17 protein-coding genes are annotated in these 16,597 nt (G+C 37.2%); 13 read left to right on the forward strand and 4 right to left on the reverse strand.

The annotated features are described in order from the left end of the window. The first annotated feature begins 42 nt into the window (after positions 1–42). The 8 genes from NIT04_RS06325 (at position 43) to NIT04_RS06365 (ending at position 8,414) form a co-directional block, all read left to right on the forward strand. The gene (locus NIT04_RS06325; RefSeq protein WP_252502739.1) at positions 43–753 is read left to right on the forward strand and encodes a hypothetical protein; all 711 of its coding nucleotides are present in this window, start codon (positions 43–45) and stop codon (positions 751–753) included. A 232-nt stretch (positions 754–985) separates the two neighbouring features. Continuing rightward, entirely contained in the window at positions 986–2,341 is a 1,356-nt protein-coding gene (locus NIT04_RS06330; RefSeq protein WP_252502740.1) for a serine/threonine-protein kinase, read from the forward strand. 145 nt (positions 2,342–2,486) lie between these two features. Next, positions 2,487–3,434: a hypothetical protein gene (locus NIT04_RS06335; protein ID WP_252502741.1), complete on the forward strand. Its 948-nt coding sequence runs from the start codon at positions 2,487–2,489 to the stop codon at positions 3,432–3,434. Positions 3,435–3,995: 561 nt separating this feature from the next. Beyond that, the gene (locus NIT04_RS06340) at positions 3,996–5,285 is read left to right on the forward strand and encodes a RecT family recombinase (RefSeq protein WP_252502742.1); all 1,290 of its coding nucleotides are present in this window, start codon (positions 3,996–3,998) and stop codon (positions 5,283–5,285) included. Between the two features lie 2 nt (positions 5,286–5,287). Then, positions 5,288–6,055, forward strand: coding sequence for a hypothetical protein (locus NIT04_RS06345; RefSeq protein WP_252502743.1), 768 nt, complete (start codon positions 5,288–5,290; stop codon positions 6,053–6,055). Between the two features lie 68 nt (positions 6,056–6,123). Further along, positions 6,124–6,618: a single-stranded DNA-binding protein gene (locus NIT04_RS06350; protein WP_252502744.1), complete on the forward strand. Its 495-nt coding sequence runs from the start codon at positions 6,124–6,126 to the stop codon at positions 6,616–6,618. Positions 6,619–6,684: 66 nt separating this feature from the next. Beyond that, positions 6,685–7,413 (forward strand): PD-(D/E)XK nuclease family protein, encoded by a 729-nt coding sequence (locus tag NIT04_RS06355; RefSeq protein ID WP_252502745.1) that lies wholly within the window; start codon positions 6,685–6,687, stop codon positions 7,411–7,413. A gap of 656 nt (positions 7,414–8,069) precedes the next feature. Continuing rightward, entirely contained in the window at positions 8,070–8,414 is a 345-nt protein-coding gene (locus tag NIT04_RS06365) for a YolD-like family protein (RefSeq protein WP_252502747.1), read from the forward strand. A gap of 24 nt (positions 8,415–8,438) precedes the next feature. Here the strand turns inward: NIT04_RS06365 and NIT04_RS06370 are convergent, their stop codons facing one another. After that, positions 8,439–8,948, reverse strand: a complete 510-nt coding sequence (locus NIT04_RS06370) for a hypothetical protein (RefSeq protein ID WP_252502748.1) — start codon at positions 8,946–8,948, stop codon at positions 8,439–8,441. A gap of 329 nt (positions 8,949–9,277) precedes the next feature. On the opposite strand from NIT04_RS06370, the gene NIT04_RS06375 reads away from it, so the two are divergent. The 4 genes from NIT04_RS06375 (at position 9,278) to radC (ending at position 12,348) form a co-directional block, all read left to right on the forward strand. Continuing rightward, entirely contained in the window at positions 9,278–10,507 is a 1,230-nt protein-coding gene (locus tag NIT04_RS06375) for a DUF5780 domain-containing protein (protein WP_252502749.1), read from the forward strand. 433 nt (positions 10,508–10,940) lie between these two features. After that, the gene (locus tag NIT04_RS06380; protein ID WP_252502750.1) at positions 10,941–11,189 is read left to right on the forward strand and encodes a hypothetical protein; all 249 of its coding nucleotides are present in this window, start codon (positions 10,941–10,943) and stop codon (positions 11,187–11,189) included. 14 nt (positions 11,190–11,203) lie between these two features. Then, the gene (locus NIT04_RS06385; protein WP_252502751.1) at positions 11,204–11,566 is read left to right on the forward strand and encodes a hypothetical protein; all 363 of its coding nucleotides are present in this window, start codon (positions 11,204–11,206) and stop codon (positions 11,564–11,566) included. A 119-nt stretch (positions 11,567–11,685) separates the two neighbouring features. Next, a complete protein-coding gene (gene radC / locus NIT04_RS06390) occupies positions 11,686–12,348 on the forward strand; it encodes a DNA repair protein RadC (RefSeq protein ID WP_252502752.1) in 663 nt (220 codons plus the stop codon). Positions 12,349–12,419: 71 nt separating this feature from the next. Here the strand turns inward: radC and NIT04_RS06395 are convergent, their stop codons facing one another. The 3 genes from NIT04_RS06395 to NIT04_RS06405 form a co-directional block, all read right to left on the reverse strand. After that, the gene (locus tag NIT04_RS06395; protein WP_252502753.1) at positions 12,420–12,857 is read right to left on the reverse strand and encodes a hypothetical protein; all 438 of its coding nucleotides are present in this window, start codon (positions 12,855–12,857) and stop codon (positions 12,420–12,422) included. A 269-nt stretch (positions 12,858–13,126) separates the two neighbouring features. After that, positions 13,127–13,762 carry a hypothetical protein gene (locus NIT04_RS06400; protein WP_252502754.1) on the reverse strand — a complete coding sequence of 212 codons (636 nt, stop codon included), beginning with the start codon at positions 13,760–13,762 and terminating at the stop codon, positions 13,127–13,129. A 228-nt stretch (positions 13,763–13,990) separates the two neighbouring features. Beyond that, positions 13,991–14,968: a restriction endonuclease PLD domain-containing protein gene (locus NIT04_RS06405; RefSeq protein WP_252502755.1), complete on the reverse strand. Its 978-nt coding sequence runs from the start codon at positions 14,966–14,968 to the stop codon at positions 13,991–13,993. Between the two features lie 322 nt (positions 14,969–15,290). On the opposite strand from NIT04_RS06405, the gene NIT04_RS06410 reads away from it, so the two are divergent. After that, a complete protein-coding gene (locus tag NIT04_RS06410; protein WP_252503208.1) occupies positions 15,291–16,469 on the forward strand; it encodes a DNA cytosine methyltransferase in 1,179 nt (392 codons plus the stop codon). The last annotated feature ends 128 nt before the right edge of the window (positions 16,470–16,597 follow it).

Genomic DNA, 16,597 nt, shown 5'->3' on the forward strand with positions numbered 1-16,597 from the left:
GACGTGCCCCTTATTCATTACAAACTAGAGGAGGAAATCCAAATGGAAATTAGTCCCTATTCATTATCACACCAATGGTCATTGCATTGGACACGAATACCATCCAATATTAAACGATCGTCTTTTGTGAATGGCGAATCACCGAAAGAACGCAAGGCAATAGAAGCACTAGCAGCTGTTGGATTAATTGATGGAACCCAACTCACCCGGTTATTTTCTTTGGATAAGAAGCGTATCAAACGAATGGTAGCCGAGAAGAAAATCGTTCGTCATGAAATCCATCGAAACAAGCAGGTTATACCGATTTACACATTAGGAATTAACGGGGCAGTCGTTGCGGGGCTGGATGATTGTTATGAAAGTAATTATTGGGTCGAATACAAAACAGAGGATGTTTTGAAACGTCTTCTGTTCTTTCAATTGTATAAACATTTTCCGGGATCAAAAGTTCTGCCAACACATGACCCATTTAGTGGTGCCATACAATTTCAAGGCAAACGAATATATGTGTATGTAGTACGAGGTGAGGTAAACGATTTACTCATGTATTTAAAGTGGAGTGGGAAACATTTCGACGAGCGACTTATCGTGGTTACAGAATCAATTAGGCATCTACATCCACTAAGGCCAATTGCCGATACCCTTAAAATGAGGATTACTATTGACGTGGATTTACTAAAGAATATTGATGATTTTCAAAATCTCTTTTATTTTGTAGATGAAGATGGGAAGTTAGTTAACGAAAGAATGTAGGATGGAAGAATTATGGGAATATGAAAATTTTCGAGGTATCTTAACTAGGCATGAATTACTCTGTTTTTATAGGAAAAAACAGGATATCTAATATAGTTGTGTGTTAAAATTAACGATAGTGAATAGTTTGTAAATTATTTTTTTCAACAAACGGGCCAGAGTGTAAAAAAAGAAATTAAAGCAAGATAGAAAATTAGAATTAAATATTGATTTGATTTCTGGAGGCGTAATTGTGGATGAGTATAAGAAGGATGATTTAATTGATAGCCGTTATATAGTAAAAGATGAAATTGGTGGAGGTGGTTTCGGTAAAGTTTTAAGTGTCTTAGATCAGCAAAATGGGGATGTAATTGCACTAAAATACTGTACATCCCATTCTGAAGAAGACATCCGACGGTTCAAACGGGAAGTACGTATTATGGAAAATATTGACCATGAAAATGTTATAAAAGTTTTATATTCGAATGTAGACTATAATCCACCATATTTTACAATGCCCATGGCTCTATATCCAGTGACAAAAATAATTTCAAACCTACAAGGCGACATTACAAAAGTGATCGCTGTATTTGAATCAATTTGTAAGGGGATTAATGCTATTCATAACAGCGGGCATACACACAGGGATATTAAACCTGATAATGCCTTGGTTTTTGATGGTTCCAAAATAGTTGTGTCCGATTTAGGACTAGCTAAATTCGATGAGCGAGACACTACAATATTAACACGAGCAAGTATTTATATGGGGACTTTTGATTACATGCCTCCGGAACAAATGATTTACGGCGGAACAAGAGATCTAGATCACAGAGGGGATGTATTTCAGCTTGGTAAAACACTCTATCAACTTTTAACTGGTCATAGACCTACTGTATTGAATCCTGATGCCGTGCCAATAGGGATATGGTACGTAATTCAAAAGGCAACTCGTCAAAACCCTAATGAAAGATATCACTCCGTTGACCAACTTTTGGATGCCTTACATGATGCGGTTAGAACAACTGATCCTAAAATGAACCCTAAAGGGATGTTTGAAGAATTGTTAACCGTTGCCGAGGAAAATTTAAAAATTAATGAGTATGATTCAAACAATATATCCAGACTAATTCAACTTATATATAGTACTGATGACATGGAGGATTATATTACATTATTTCATAGGCTTCCTAATAGGATTCTTCAAATATACGCATCGAATATGGCTACTGAATTAGAACCTATAATGGAAAAATATAAAAGAGCAATTGATGAAAAGGTGGGAAATTATGCATTTACATTTGCTGAGAATGTAGCTGGGAAAATGGAAATTATTTTTAAAAATACCTCTTCACCAGACGTAAAGAAAAATGCATTGTTAAGTATCCTTATCGCAGGGAATAGGCTTAATCGTTGGGCTGCAATGGGTGATTTTGATCGCTTGCTACAAATCATAGATGATGACACGGTTGCTTATGCAGTTGCAGATGGCCTAAGAGAGGAAATATATGATTATAAAAGGTTGTATGATCGAATTCCAAAGAAGGAATTACATCCAGCAATACAAGTGGTTTGGGAGGCTTGTGAACGCGAGCAAAACTCAAACATATAACGGGGATATTATAAAAAAATGGTCGATATGGAAATGCTGAGTGAATGTAATATATATACAATCCTAGAATTAAAGGTTTTTTTGATAATTTAACCTATCAGCGGAGAATTGCTAAAATTAATAATTGAAAAAGGAGGTTTATAAAATGGCCTTTAAGGCAGAAGTATTACGCGTTCTGATTGCTTCACCTTCAGATGTACATCAAGAGCGTAATGAAATTGAAAAGGCAATTTTTGATTGGAACAATCTATATTCCGAAGAAACAGAAATTGTTCTTCTTCCAGGCAGATGGGAGAATGATGTTACTCCAACTTACAGTGGTACTGAAGCACAGGAAGTTATAAACAAACAGCTGGTTAGTAAGTGCGATATTCTTATTGGCGTGTTCTGGACAAAATTAGGAACTCCTACATTAAACCATTCATCTGGGACGCTTGAAGAAATCAACATTTTTATTGAGCAGGGAAAAGAAGTTATGGTTTATTTTGTAGATAGGGATATTCCTAGAAGTGCAAATTTTGATGAGGTTAGAAAGGTAGATGAATATAAGGAGCAATTTGGAAGAAAAGCAGTATATGCTCCCTATAATTCAAGTAGAATAGTCAATCATTTATATAATAAAGTAATCGATTATAAAAGGGAAAAAGAATTGGTAAGCGAAAATAAACATAATAATCCTGTACAGTCCATTGATAAAAATGAAGTTACACAAGAAATGAGTGATATTTCTTTGGACCAATTAATATTATCCAAAAGGCTGACCCCTAATGAAATTCTATTGCTAGGATACACACTTAACACAGGAGACCGTCGATTTGGCTACAGATGGATGGCAGAAGAAACGCTAGAAAAAATTAAAAACTGGGAACGAAGCTATGCATTGTCGGATGATTTGTCAACTAACTATAACGAAGTAATAGCTAATCTGGCTGAGCGAGGATTAATAGAAAAAAGAGAATACACTAGTCACGGTAATGTAAGATTATACACAATGTCTATACCCATATATGACCAACTTTGTAATCTATCAGTTGAGATTAAAAATATAATTAAATCGATGATAAAATCTATTGAGGTAGAATTGCCGTTTTAGAGATTACCGTGAAAATATGTTTCTTAAGAATCGAAAAATGCAATATTGCACAACCGTAAAATAGTGAAGAAAGAGTTATTAGTAAACCTATGGATTAGGCTTGATTGGAACAAGATCAGTATGAGTATTACACTTACAACCCATTTTCCTTAGATTTGCTATCGTTTTTTAAACTAGATATAATGTATACATATTTTATTCGTTTTCACGTCACCACTTTCCCGGTGAAAGTCGTTAAACCTTGCTTTGTTTAAGGAGATGCGACACAAATTTTTTGTCTTCGAGTTTATATATCTATTGAAAACTCGGGCAGACGTCTTGCGTCAAAAAATACCAATAGATATATACGCATTATTTGCGTGATATATATTTAAAAAGCCGATCGATTCCATTTTGGAAGAGATCGGTTTTTTGTTTTAAAAAAATCAGAAAGGGTGCTTCGAAAAAAATGAAAACAAAATTGCTTTCGTTTTGTTATGTTGGTTTCTCAAAAGTCGATTGATCCCTTGCGGGTGATGTCGGCTTTTTTTATTTCTAAAATTATAAAAGGAGATGGTTGGAATGGAAAAAGTGTTGTCGTTTACAAATGAGCAGAAATCATTGATTTGGAGCAGGTTTGTTCAGCCCACGAATGGGACACAAGAAGAGGCGAACCATTTCATCGAAGTGTGTGAAACCTTTGGATTGAATCCTTTACTGGGTGATATCGTGTTCCAGCGCTATGAAACTAAAAACGGTCCCGTTACTAGCTTCATCACTACTAGGGATGGGCTTCTACGTGTCGCAACCACCCAAGATGGATATGTCGGGCCGCCGGTTGCCAATGTCGTTCGGGAAGGGGATAAATTCGAGTTCATCCCGTCTGAAGGCAGCGTGCGTCACGAGTTCGGTCAGAAGCGTGGTCAGATACTTGGCGCTTATGCAGTCATGCATCATAAGAGATTCAGACCAGTAGCCGTGTTTGTCGACTTCCAGGAATACTTCCAAGCGAACTCCGGGGAGTTGAATAATCGATACGGTAATAAAAATGTGTGGGATAAGATGCCTTCCGCAATGATCCAGAAGATTGCTGAGGTCTTCGTGCTTCGTCGTCAATTCCCGTTGGGTGGTTTATACACTCGTGAGGAAATGTCGCTTGAAGAGAATGATGATGGTAATGACGGGAACATGGATGTACCTATGAATTCTTCTTCAGTCCCTAAAAAGCAGAACGAGAGTCTAGCTGATCAACTGGATGCCGAGGCAACTGCTCAGCAGTCGAATGACCAAAATGTTGAGGGGATATTCATCCTGCAAAGTTTTGAAAAAGGAGTAAGTCCGCAAAATGTTCAATTCGCAAAATTGAATGTCATGGATAAAGAGAGCAAAGAAGTGAGTCTGGTTCTCGTCAAAGGGAAACAGGAAATGATCGAATCACTCAGCCAAGTACCGATGGGCGAAGAGTTGTCCATGGTCATCAAAAAAGAGAGTGGTTTCAATTTCCTTGTAGAGTTCACTTCTTACCAGAAGAACGAGAACCCTGCACAGTCTGAATCTGTAATGCAATCGGGTCAAAAAGATATTGAACAAGAACCCATTCTACAGGAAAAAGTAACAGCTTCTGAACCAGTTGATGCATTCATCTTGGAAAAGTATGAGCAAGGTACGACACCAGCCGGCATTTCCTTCGCAAAGATGTATGTGAAGAATGTCGCCAGCAATGCTCAAACGATGGTTTTTTCCCAAGGAGAAGAGGCTGTTCAACAAACGAAACATCTATCTGTTGGTGAGAAATTCACCATGCAGACCCGTACAGAAAACGGATTTACGTTCTTCGAGAAGTTGGGGGATGCAGATAAGGGGGTGGCTTAATCATGCTACCTGAAATCCTGAAAATTGCAGAGGGATATGGTGTTAACTTCAATCCACGCACGTATGGAAAAAAGGAAACACTTTGCAAATGCGTATTTTGCGAAGAGGATTCCAAAGCGGGCAAAGGACATAAATTCTATTTGTCGTTGAATACACAGGACCAACTCTATAAATGTTGGTTCTGTGGTGCTTCCGGTGGTGTCTTGGACTTTGAATCGAAGCTATCCGGTCTTCCTTATGAAGATATACGAACAAAGTATTTCGGAAAAAGGAAGAAACCACGTCATCCGGCTGAGCGATTGAATGCACGACAGCTTCGAACAATTGGTTGGGCTGAATATAAACGGAAGAACCGGCCTGAGTTTAAAAAGAAAAGGGAAGCGGTTTTGCGAGACTGGCAGAGATATGAACACGAACAGCTGGTGAAACACTTTGCCATGTTCATTGTTGTCGCCCATATCGAGAATCAGGAGGAACGACAGGATGAATTGCTTCGTTTTGTCATGAACTCGTGTAAGGAAACCCAAATTCATCTGCTATTCAACCGAATACTGGCTGAATATGTGAAAGAAGATGCGGAAAGATCAAGCTGGGCAATTGAAGGGGCTGAAATAGGAAGGGCAGCATGGAGAGTCTCACTGTCCACCTATGACTTTGAAATGGAGAAAGTCGTGCTGAACGTGTCATTTCTTTATTACATGTTGAAAATGATAAAACTACAGTCTAAAAGAAATTCGGTGAAGAACGATAAAGTGTCGCTAGCCAATTAACCCGTCACCCTTTACGGAGGAGAAATAGGGTCATGGCTGATAAGCGGTCATGAGAAAAGGAGAACAATATGAATAACGTGAGTTTGGTAGGTCGTCTGACAAAAGATCCGGAAATCAAATATACGCAGAGTGGTGTAGCAGTGTGTAATTTCACACTTGCAGTGAACCGTCCCTTTAAAAATGCCAATGGAGAAAACGAAGCGGATTTCATCATGATCCAGGTCTGGAGGAAAGCTGCTGAAAATGCAGCGAACTTTCTTAAGAAGGGAAGTCAAGCTGCAGTTAACGGTCGTATTAGTACTCGCCATTATGAAAACGACAAAGGAGATCGAGTGTATGTTACGGAAGTTGTTGCTGACTTCGTCCAATTCCTTGACCCGAAACCTCAAGGACAGGGAAATCAGCAGGGGCAGCAGAACTACCAGCAGCCACAAGGGCAGGGGGGCTTCCAACAGCAACCGAATCCATATGCTGGTAACACAAACGCTCATGGTCAACATGCCAATCAATATGGATCAGTCGGAGGTTCGTTTCAAGTAAAGGATGAGGATCTGCCGTTCTGATACTAAAGATGAAAAGGGGATTGGTCAGCCAATCCTCTTTTCTTAATATAGAAAGGAGAAAGCAGTATGATATTCTCTTTCTCACGATTGAGCTTGTACGAAACTTGTCCGTACCGGTTTTATAAGAAATACATTCAAGAATATGAAGAGCCGATAACTTATCCCTTAGCGTTGGGTAAGGGGGTTCATAAAGCAATTGAAGATAAAATCAATGGGGTTAGTCATTCAGAAGCAATATTAAATGGAATGATTGAAACAGATTTTCATCCAGAAGTTACATTGGAGGAGTTGTCCGATTTAGTCAGCCGTGCTCCAATTCAAAAAAACATGGGTGCAACTGAGATACATTTCAAACTTCCGTTATCTGAAGAGGAGTCGGCCCCAATGATTCAGGGATATATTGATGTGGTATCTGAAGAGGGTAGTAAAATAGTGGACTGGAAAACAAACAGGAGTAGATACGACATTCTGGATAATCACCAAGTCGGTCTCTATGCCTGGGCTATCGGTCAAATAAAGAATCAATCATTAGTTGAAGGTAATTTGTACTTCCTCCGGTTTAGAACAGCAAGCAAATATGTTTTCAAGCAAGCTGACATGGAAAGGTCTCGTCAATGGGCTTTAGGTGTGGCAAACGAAATCAATTCTAAATGTGAAATTCTAGATATGCTGCCTGAAAGAGCGGAGAATTTATTTCATTCCACACCTTCAAGTAATTGCCGTCATTGCCCGTTTGTTCTTGAGTGTTTTCGTAAGTTTAGCGGAATAAAAATATACCTAGAAGTAGGTAACTGACAAATGTTAATGGTGAGAGGCCAAGGAGAAAACTATCCTGGAACAATTAGCTTCTATTTTTAAGGTTGTTTATGATGAATTGCAGAAATCAGGTTATACTAAATTAAATTGATGACTGTAAAAGTGTCCTATCCGTTGTGGATATGGGCGCTTTTTTGTTTCTCCTTAATAGGATGAAGTATGATGGCAGCGAGGATCTTCTGGCATTTCTGAAGTCCGAAGTAAAAGGCAGAAGATGCATGAATTGCTTAGAGCCAGTGATTGTATCGTATAGAAAATGCAGTAAAGTAGACGAAGTTAAAATACATATTGAGTTTGTTTGAATGCAGGTGAAGGACCCTGTCTCGTTTGCATCTCCCGCCAGGAGAGGCTTTTTTATTTCCTTTACATGCGAACGTTCATTCTCTATAATGAATCAAAAGGAGGGAACAAGTGTGCGTAAAACATTGGAGAAGTCGGTAAGATATGCCAGAAATATTGGATATGATGTATGTGGCGAGTGATGGATCAATTACTAAGCGGCGAATCAAAGTCTTGCAGATAGGCGAGGTGTCATTTAGGGCATACTGCTTTCTTAGGAAATCCAAACGAACATTTACCGCCGAGAATGTTTTGGCACTTGTTCCAGTCAATCAAAACGAGAGGGTGATCGTTTAATGAAGGTTGAAGGAGATATAAAAGACCGTGGCCGAATTAAATGGACAGCGATGATGCTGCCAGAACACTTAGTTGATCTAAGGGACTGGCACGCTGAGGATGATTTGACGGCCCGACCGGAACTGACAGAATGGGATTTGGCAGCCATTCAAGAAGAAATCGAAATAGGATATAAACGAAAATGCGAAACGTTAGTAAAAACTTGGCGAGACGGTCGCGTCATCGAAAACCAGGGCATTATCGAGGGCGTTGATATACAAAACAAAGCCATCCTGTTATCAGACCCTTTTGGAGATATGCGGATTCAAATTGAGGGAATTATATCCGTTCAATCTGTAAATTAATGAGGGAGAATTTGATGTTCTCCCTTAATCTACAAAACGGAATGTGTATACAATTTTATCTTTTTTCTTTTTGATAATGGTTTTGAAACGAAAAAAAGTATGGGTCTTACCGAAAGTGATGTTCCTTACATGTGTCCCTTTCTCTTTACCAGTCATAACAGCCCCATATAATAATTCATCCAAATAAACCGTCCCGTTGTACTTAATATCCTTAATTCGGTTATAAGCATTTTCAATTCCTTCTATGTAGATAGTTTCATTGTAGGTAAGTTGTCGACCATCTTCCAGTGCTAGTCTAATACCTTCCGATAGTCGTATGTCTTTTGAAAACACAATGTTAATCGTTTCTGTTTCAAGATTTTTTTCTTCTTCATATACCATTATTTCTTTCAGTAGGAATAGCGACATATTACCATTATCTACTCTCATTCGTACTGGCGGAAATTTTTCATCTTCTTTTGACTGCCATTCGACCCATTGTATCGGTAGCCCCCATCTAGTTGCCAAATCTGACATCGCCAACAATCTATCCATTATATGACCCCCTTCTAAAAGTCCTATAAATTAATCTTACCATTTCATACTTTTATTACAAGGTAAGTTGTTGAATAGTCCGAATAAATGCATTAATAGCAAAGTTTTTCCTCGAATATATTGGTATGGATATCCAATTTCTTGTAGACACAGTAACCTACCCGGTCTATGATAATAGGTATAAGGAATGAGGAGGGAAGGCTTATTTAAGGACGTAGATAGAAGAAATGCAATTGGTTTACGAACGAATGGAAGCCGGGGGACTCATCAAAATGCATTTTGTACCAGGCATCGTAGAATAAGAGAGAACAGATTTGGAGTGAAATAAAATGAGATGTAATAGCTGTGGTGCTGAAAATCAAAAAGATAGCGTTTATTGTAACAAATGTGGCACTAATTTGTCGCAGAGTATCGGAAAAGAAAAGGATTCTAGTAATACATATATAGCAAAGCGTAATACTATGAGAAGCAAAAAAGTTATTTTTGGATCTACAATATCATTGATAATTATGGTGTCTATCCTGTTATTCTTCTATATAAATAATCCGGTAAATGCCTTTAAATCTGAAATAAATAGTAATAATGATAAAGCTGCTTTAGATATATATGAGAAGAAGATTAATGGAAAGGTTGATAATGAAACTAAAGCGAAATCATTTCTAATAGAAGAGGCGAAGCAAGTTAAAGAGTCATTTAAAAATCAACAAATAGATTACGGGGATGCGAAAGAAAAATTAGATACTATTAAAAATACAAGATTAGTTTCTTCGGATGTAAATAAAATTAATGCTTATATTAAACAATTACATGACTCACGAATTGCCTTCGAAAAAGCAAGGGAATATCAGAAAGAGAAGAATTATAGCAGTGCTATTAGAGAATATCAAAAAGTAATTAAAGAAGATGATAATTACAGTGCGGCCAATGGTGAAATAAAAGACATAAAAGAGAAATACAAGAAAGAGGTATTAAGCGAGGTTGAAGAAAACATAAATTCGAAGGACTATGATTCAGCTGTTACATTACTTAAAGAGGCATCTCTAGTAATATCAGATGATAAGGATATCATTTCTAAATTAGCGATCTATAAGGAAAAATTAGATGAACAAAAAGCTATACAAAAGAGGGAAGAGATTGAAAAGGCAAAAGCAGAACAAATAGTGGTCGTAGAAAGTTCTAAGATTTTTGTGCAATCTACGGAATATAAAGCACTCTATCCTGATATGATTCAGGTGATTGTAAAGAATAAATCCGATAAAACAATAAAAAGTATGTCAATTGGATCGGTAGGCTATGACAAAAATGGCTATCCGGTAAAAATCAAAACACAGTATTCTTTTTCTGACGGGAATTATGAATTTGTTGGTAATGGTGAAGATGTGAATATAGTTGCGGGAGGAACGTATGGACAAGACGTTGGATGGAGTCTTGATGATCGACACGGCATTTCAAAAACTATATCTTGCGTAAAAAGTGTTTCCTTTTACGACGGTACAACATGGGAAAATCCTTATTATAGCTATTGGATTGAAGAGTATAAGGGGAAACCATTAAATTAGGTTTTATTAGGTAAGAAAGAGAATAAAATTCAGTCTGCGACTTCCATTGACATTTCTTTTGGGGCAAGTTATAACAGAGGACCAATCCATCAACGATCAACATCATGGGTTTCTAGTTCCCAAGATTTGCGACCTAAATAATGCTTTGATAAAATATGTATAACCATTAGTTTTTAAGTCATCTTTTAGATGAACGTCGTTATACCTTTTAGATATATTAAAAAGGAGTGCGACAAAAATTATCTTGCCTTTGTATTCTCTATTAAAGAGAAGGTCAGGCTGATGTAACAAGTACATCACAAAATTGCTTAGAGCATAATCATATGGGATATTTACGCTTTTTAGCGTGATATATATTAAAAGTCGATTGATTCCTTCGGGAAACGATCGGCTTTTTTTGTTTTAAAAACTTATTGGAAAAGGAGCGGTTTAAATGGTTGGAAAACAATTGGAACGTCTAGTTTCTAATTCTAAACAAGGAAGTGCAGAAAAATCATTCGTGTGCTATGTGGATGAAAAGAAGGAAAAGAAATTCCTGGTCTTTAAATTCGGTGAAATTTACCTACTCGATAGCAGAGGAGAAATTGAAAAGCTGAATTCGTTAACCGATATTGAAGACATTTTTCTGTCCATTGAAAAAGGCGATGTAAAAGTGATTGGCAGCGGAAATATCGGAATATAAAGGAGGATATTAAAATGGTACTTGCAAAGGCAGAGGTCATTGAAAACATGGAAGAGGCAATTAAGCTAGGAAGGGAAATTGAACGTGTTGAATCGGCGCTGAAAGCTATGAAAGCTCAGTTGAAGTCGTTCGTGGATAACAATGGTCCGGTAGATACTGGTGACGTTATTTGGGATTACACTATATCAGCATCGTGGCAATTCGATGAAAAGGGTATGAAGGAATTAGCTCAAAATATGGTGCTTGAAGGTGTGAATCCGTGGAAAATGCTGAACATCACTGCTTCCAATCTGAAAAAGATGGGCTGGGATGATGCAGTGATTGCAAAAATGGGCGAAAAAAAGGAGACGCGTCGATTCGCATCTCGGAAAAAGTGATTCATTAAAACCTAGTAGAATGATTATACCATAAAAAGCCTTCCACCGGGCAAGGAAAGAGTGGCACATGAAAGCTTGTGCCGCTCGGCACTTGCTTTGTGTGAGAAAGGACAACGAAAATGACAACGCAAAAATATATTACTTCTGCTCGCGAAGCAGTATCTACTTACAATGCAGTGGGTTCTGAAAGTGTTATCGAATTGCAGGACATTTTAGCAGTCTTGATAGGTCCATCCGCAAAACCTGAATTCACTGGGCGACTGGCTGCACGGGGTATTCGTGAGTTGGTGGATATGACAGTAACCGAATTAAAAGAGGAAGGCATGACGCACAATGAAGCTCTTAGGGTTCATTCTGGCATGCTGATTGCACGCAAGATGCGTTCGGCTGGAAAAGCAGATACGCGATACGTTATCCGTTCACCAGAAGATGCAGCAGCCTATATGATGGCCGAGATGACGAATCTGACACAAGAACATTTCGTAGTTATATTTTTGAATGTGAAGAATGAAGTACTTCATAAGAAGACCATTTTTATTGGTTCACTAAATTCATCGATAGTACATCCTAGGGAGGTGTACAAGGAAGCAGTGAAACATAGTGCTGCCTCAATAATTTGTTTCCATAACCATCCCAGTGGGAGGCCGGATCCTTCACCTGAAGACATTCAGGTTACGAAGAGATTGGCTGAGGCTGGGAGCGTGGTGGGAGTAGAGTTGATTGATCATGTTGTTATTGGTGACCATCAATTTATTAGTCTTAAGGAGAAAGGATATTTTTAATGTAAATTAAATAGAGACGTTCCATTGCATTTTTGGAACGTCTTTTTATATATATTGAATTAATTAAAGATTTATTTTACACGGACCAATTGGCCATCTAAAGAAAGTCTTTTTCCTTCAGGACTCAACATAAAATATCCCGATTGATCATAATCAATTATTGATGGTTGAAAATAACCACCAAGATTGTTTTGCAGTTCATCAACCCAGAACTCAATATAAGTACCTTTCCTTACTTCCACCCCTTGTACTGCATAATGACCATTGATTTTTTGTACCAATGTTCCTTCGACTAATATGTCGGCCCTCGATTTTTCGATTAGCTCACTAATGGCAACGGCATGTTTTAGTATCTCTCGATACACAGCGAATTTATTACGTAATTCAGAAGGCAGTTTTTCTTCATTAATTTTAGAAAAGAAATTGCTAAATAAAACCTCGTATTTCTGTGCTTCGATTACGATATCATCTGCACTGCTACTTAATCTTTGTATTTCTTTCTTGTACATTTTTTATCTCCTTTTTTTGTAAACGTAAACAAATACTTATGTCGAATGTATCATATTTTCAATGTAATTCGCTTGTGACAACGTTTATTTTTCTACTAGATGTGGAAAACACTACCTACGGTATATAGATAATAATATAGTGGGATAATAGGCTACTATTAATAAAAACAACTTCAACAATTGACAAAAAGGGTTGGAAAATAAATCGGTTTCCAACCCTTTTTGTCTACAATCTGAGAGCGTAATGACTTACGCTATATTATTGACTTTTAATGTGCAGGTAAATCATCTAAGAGTTGATTAATATCCGAATTTAACCAGTGTAAAGGTAGTCCATAATTTATTTCTGCATCTAATGGGGTACGTAAATATATCTCATCTTCATTAAGGTTATATCTTCGTATTCGGAAGTTTATTGAATTTCTAAGATGCTGTAAGTTATTAATTAAAGTATTTGAAGGAGGTAAAACCCTCGTCTTCCAGGGACGATCTCCCCGGTGGAAAGTAAACCATGGTTCAACATCACGAGGTGAAATAAAATCATTATGATTTGCCCAACCAATAATTCTACCATTCACGGAATCTCGTTCTAATATACTTTCTGGATTTATACGGAGCTGAGGATTACTAAGCATGTCCTCAGAAAATTTCACCATAACATACCGGTCTGACATAGGTTGTCTTGTTTGTAAATCATAGAATTTATGGCGTTCAACTAGTAACCATTGTGCAAAAAACGAGGAACCCTTGATATCTAATCGATATGGTAATGTTTGACCATTTTGATGTATGGTTACGTCACCATTGTCGATATGCAATGGGTCTAAATAGTGATCAAAATTCAACTGAACCACTACGTTCTCATAATTGTCTTCAATTTCTTTCTTAAAAATATGCTCTGCCAATTTTCCGGAGAGCTGGTCTGCAATAAATGCATTTCGTTGTCTAGGGTTATTAGTACCGAATTGTCTTTGACTTTGACTATTATATTGCCATGCCGTTAAAGCAAAATCATAACATTCCTGAATTAGCTGATTATTGATAGTAGCGATGTTTATCCTCTCCTTACTAAATAATTAATAGTCTTTAGGAACAATTAGTAAAAAAAGAGTTAAGCGGTATTCCGTAGCATCTTATACGCTGAAATCTAAATAGAAAGTTTCTTCATCAATTTTGAAAATCCGTACATAATCTCTTCCATATCTTCTTAGGTCATCTACCGAAACAAAAGATCCATATTCCAATCCCAAACGGTTACGAAAATATGTGCCTAAGATGCTATTATTTTCTCGTGTATGTATTGCTTTTCGATTTTGTTGTGCCATTACACAAATTAACTCCTCGCCATCATCAGTTATCATTAAAAATGATTCTGCTAAAGGGGGGAAAAATTCCGGATTATTTTGATGGACACTTTTGGGCACTGATAAGTAAGCTTGATTAGGATTGCGACCTTCGCGTTGTCCCCAGTTTAATCCTGAACGTGAAGGAACTACGCCGTTAGATAAAAGTGAAAGATCCACGTATTCCGTGTAATTGTGTGTAGGTGTAGTTAGTACTTCCATCTCTGAATGTTGAATTATATTATTTGTATTTGAATCAAATGATGTCCGTATACGTGTTGTAGTTGCTTCATAAAAGTTTACCTGTTGGCTAATTTCAGGATCTTGGCAGTCAAGTATATCTAGATCTGAGAAAATATCATCAATATTATCGTGTGTTGCTTCTACTAATATTTCATTTTGGCGCCCAAATCCGTTCATTGTAAAGTTTGCCGACCCAACAAAAACCTTTGAACTCAGACCAAATATCTCTTCTTGTAACCAATAATATACTTTACGGTGATTGCCGGGCCTACTAATTTGATAAAAAATATTTAAGCGATCTGAAAATTGCTCAACTAAGTCAATAAATGTTCTATGTTGCCAAATGGCGAGGCCATCATGGGATACCATCCCAACGATTACATCTATTCTTAATTCCGGATATGTATGCAAGATGTGTTCTAGGTATAGAGGACTTACATAACCTGATAAAACTCTTAAATGTCGATAACCTTGATTGTAAGGGGTTGATATTGTTGCACTCTCCAAACTATTAACTAAATACAAGACTGAGTACCTCCTTCAAGTTTGTTTATTCAATTGTATATATTACATAAAGAATATTCAATGAATAATTAAAAAATACTAGAAAACTGTACAGGAAACCCATTCGATGTGCTATTTTACCTAAGCAAGATATATATGTTTACTTCATTTATTACACTAGTTTATATTTGGAACTTGAAATCAAAGTCTAATCTATAATTCGACACACTTCGGGGCTGCAATTTCTTTGTATAAGGTGTACAATGAAAAGCATAGGGGTATGCAAGAACATACTTTCTTATTTATGGACAACCACTAAGGAGCGATGTCAGCGATGTCTAAAATGATTTTTAAAAAAGGTGAGCTTTTTAACGGTCCAGGTGGTCTTAGTTTGGCTGCGAAAAATGCAAGTGTAATCCACCCGGAAACAGGAAAAGAATATCGAATCGAGCATTTATGGTCGAATGATTATGACGCCGATGCATGCAATACCTACCGCTTCAATATATGTGGGGATCCTAATGATACATCTGTACATTGTGGACCTGTAGAGGAATTACCAATTGGAGATAGGTCAGTTCTGGGCGACATAGATTGTTTTGCCTTTGGATTTCCTTGTAATGATTACAGTCAAGTTGGTGAAAAACAAGGACTAGATGGTAAATTCGGACCGTTATATTCATATGGAGTCAAGGTATTAAAAGAATATCAGCCTAAGTTCTTTGTAGCGGAGAATGTCGGGGGTCTTCAAAGCGCAAATGAGGGACAAGCATTTATTCAGATTCTAACTGAGCTTGAAGAATGCGGATATAAACTCACACCTCATCTTTATAAATTTGAAGAATACGGAGTACCACAGTCACGTCATCGGATTATAATAGTTGGTATCAGAAATGACTTTTCAGAGAAGGGAATTGAGTTTAAGATTCCAGCACCGACAACATTAGCTTCGACTGATTATGTGACGTCTTATGAAGCAATTACAAATCCACCAATTCCAGAAGATGCTCCGAATAACGAGTTAACTCGTCACACTGCAAAGGTGAAAGAGATGCTAAGCTATATCCCTGCAGGTAGTAATGCTTGGTATCCTGGTATTCCAGAGCACTTACAACTAAAAGTAAAAGGTGCAAGATTAAGTTCCATTTATAAACGACTAGATCCTACACGTCCGGCATATACGGTAACTGGAAGTGGTGGTGGTGGAACTCATATGTATCACTGGGAAGAACTTCGAGCATTAACTAATCGGGAACGTGCACGTTTACAAACGTTTCCAGATGATTTTGTTTTTAAAGGAAGTAAAGAAGCAGTACGGAAACAAATTGGTATGGCGGTGCCACCGAAAGGAGCACAGATTGTGTTTGAAGCCATACTTAAGACATTTGCTGGAATTAACTATAAACATGTTCAACCAGTATCAAATCTTCAACTTGAAAACCTCAGGGGTAAACAAAAAATCACTTTAGATAAGACATATCCTTTAGAAAATGAAAAACAGTTGGTACTAACCTTCCGATAAGTAGACTAATAGTAGAATGTTTTAATAAATCATGATAGAAGAGCGAAAATAACCGATAACAGGATGAGTTTTAGGCTGTAAACAAACTTGGTGAAAATCAAGTTTGTTTACAGTCTTTTTATTTAACA

The sequence above is a fragment of the Sporosarcina sp. Marseille-Q4943 genome (genome assembly GCF_943736995.1).
Classification (GTDB): Bacteria; Bacillota; Bacilli; order Bacillales_A; family Planococcaceae; genus Sporosarcina.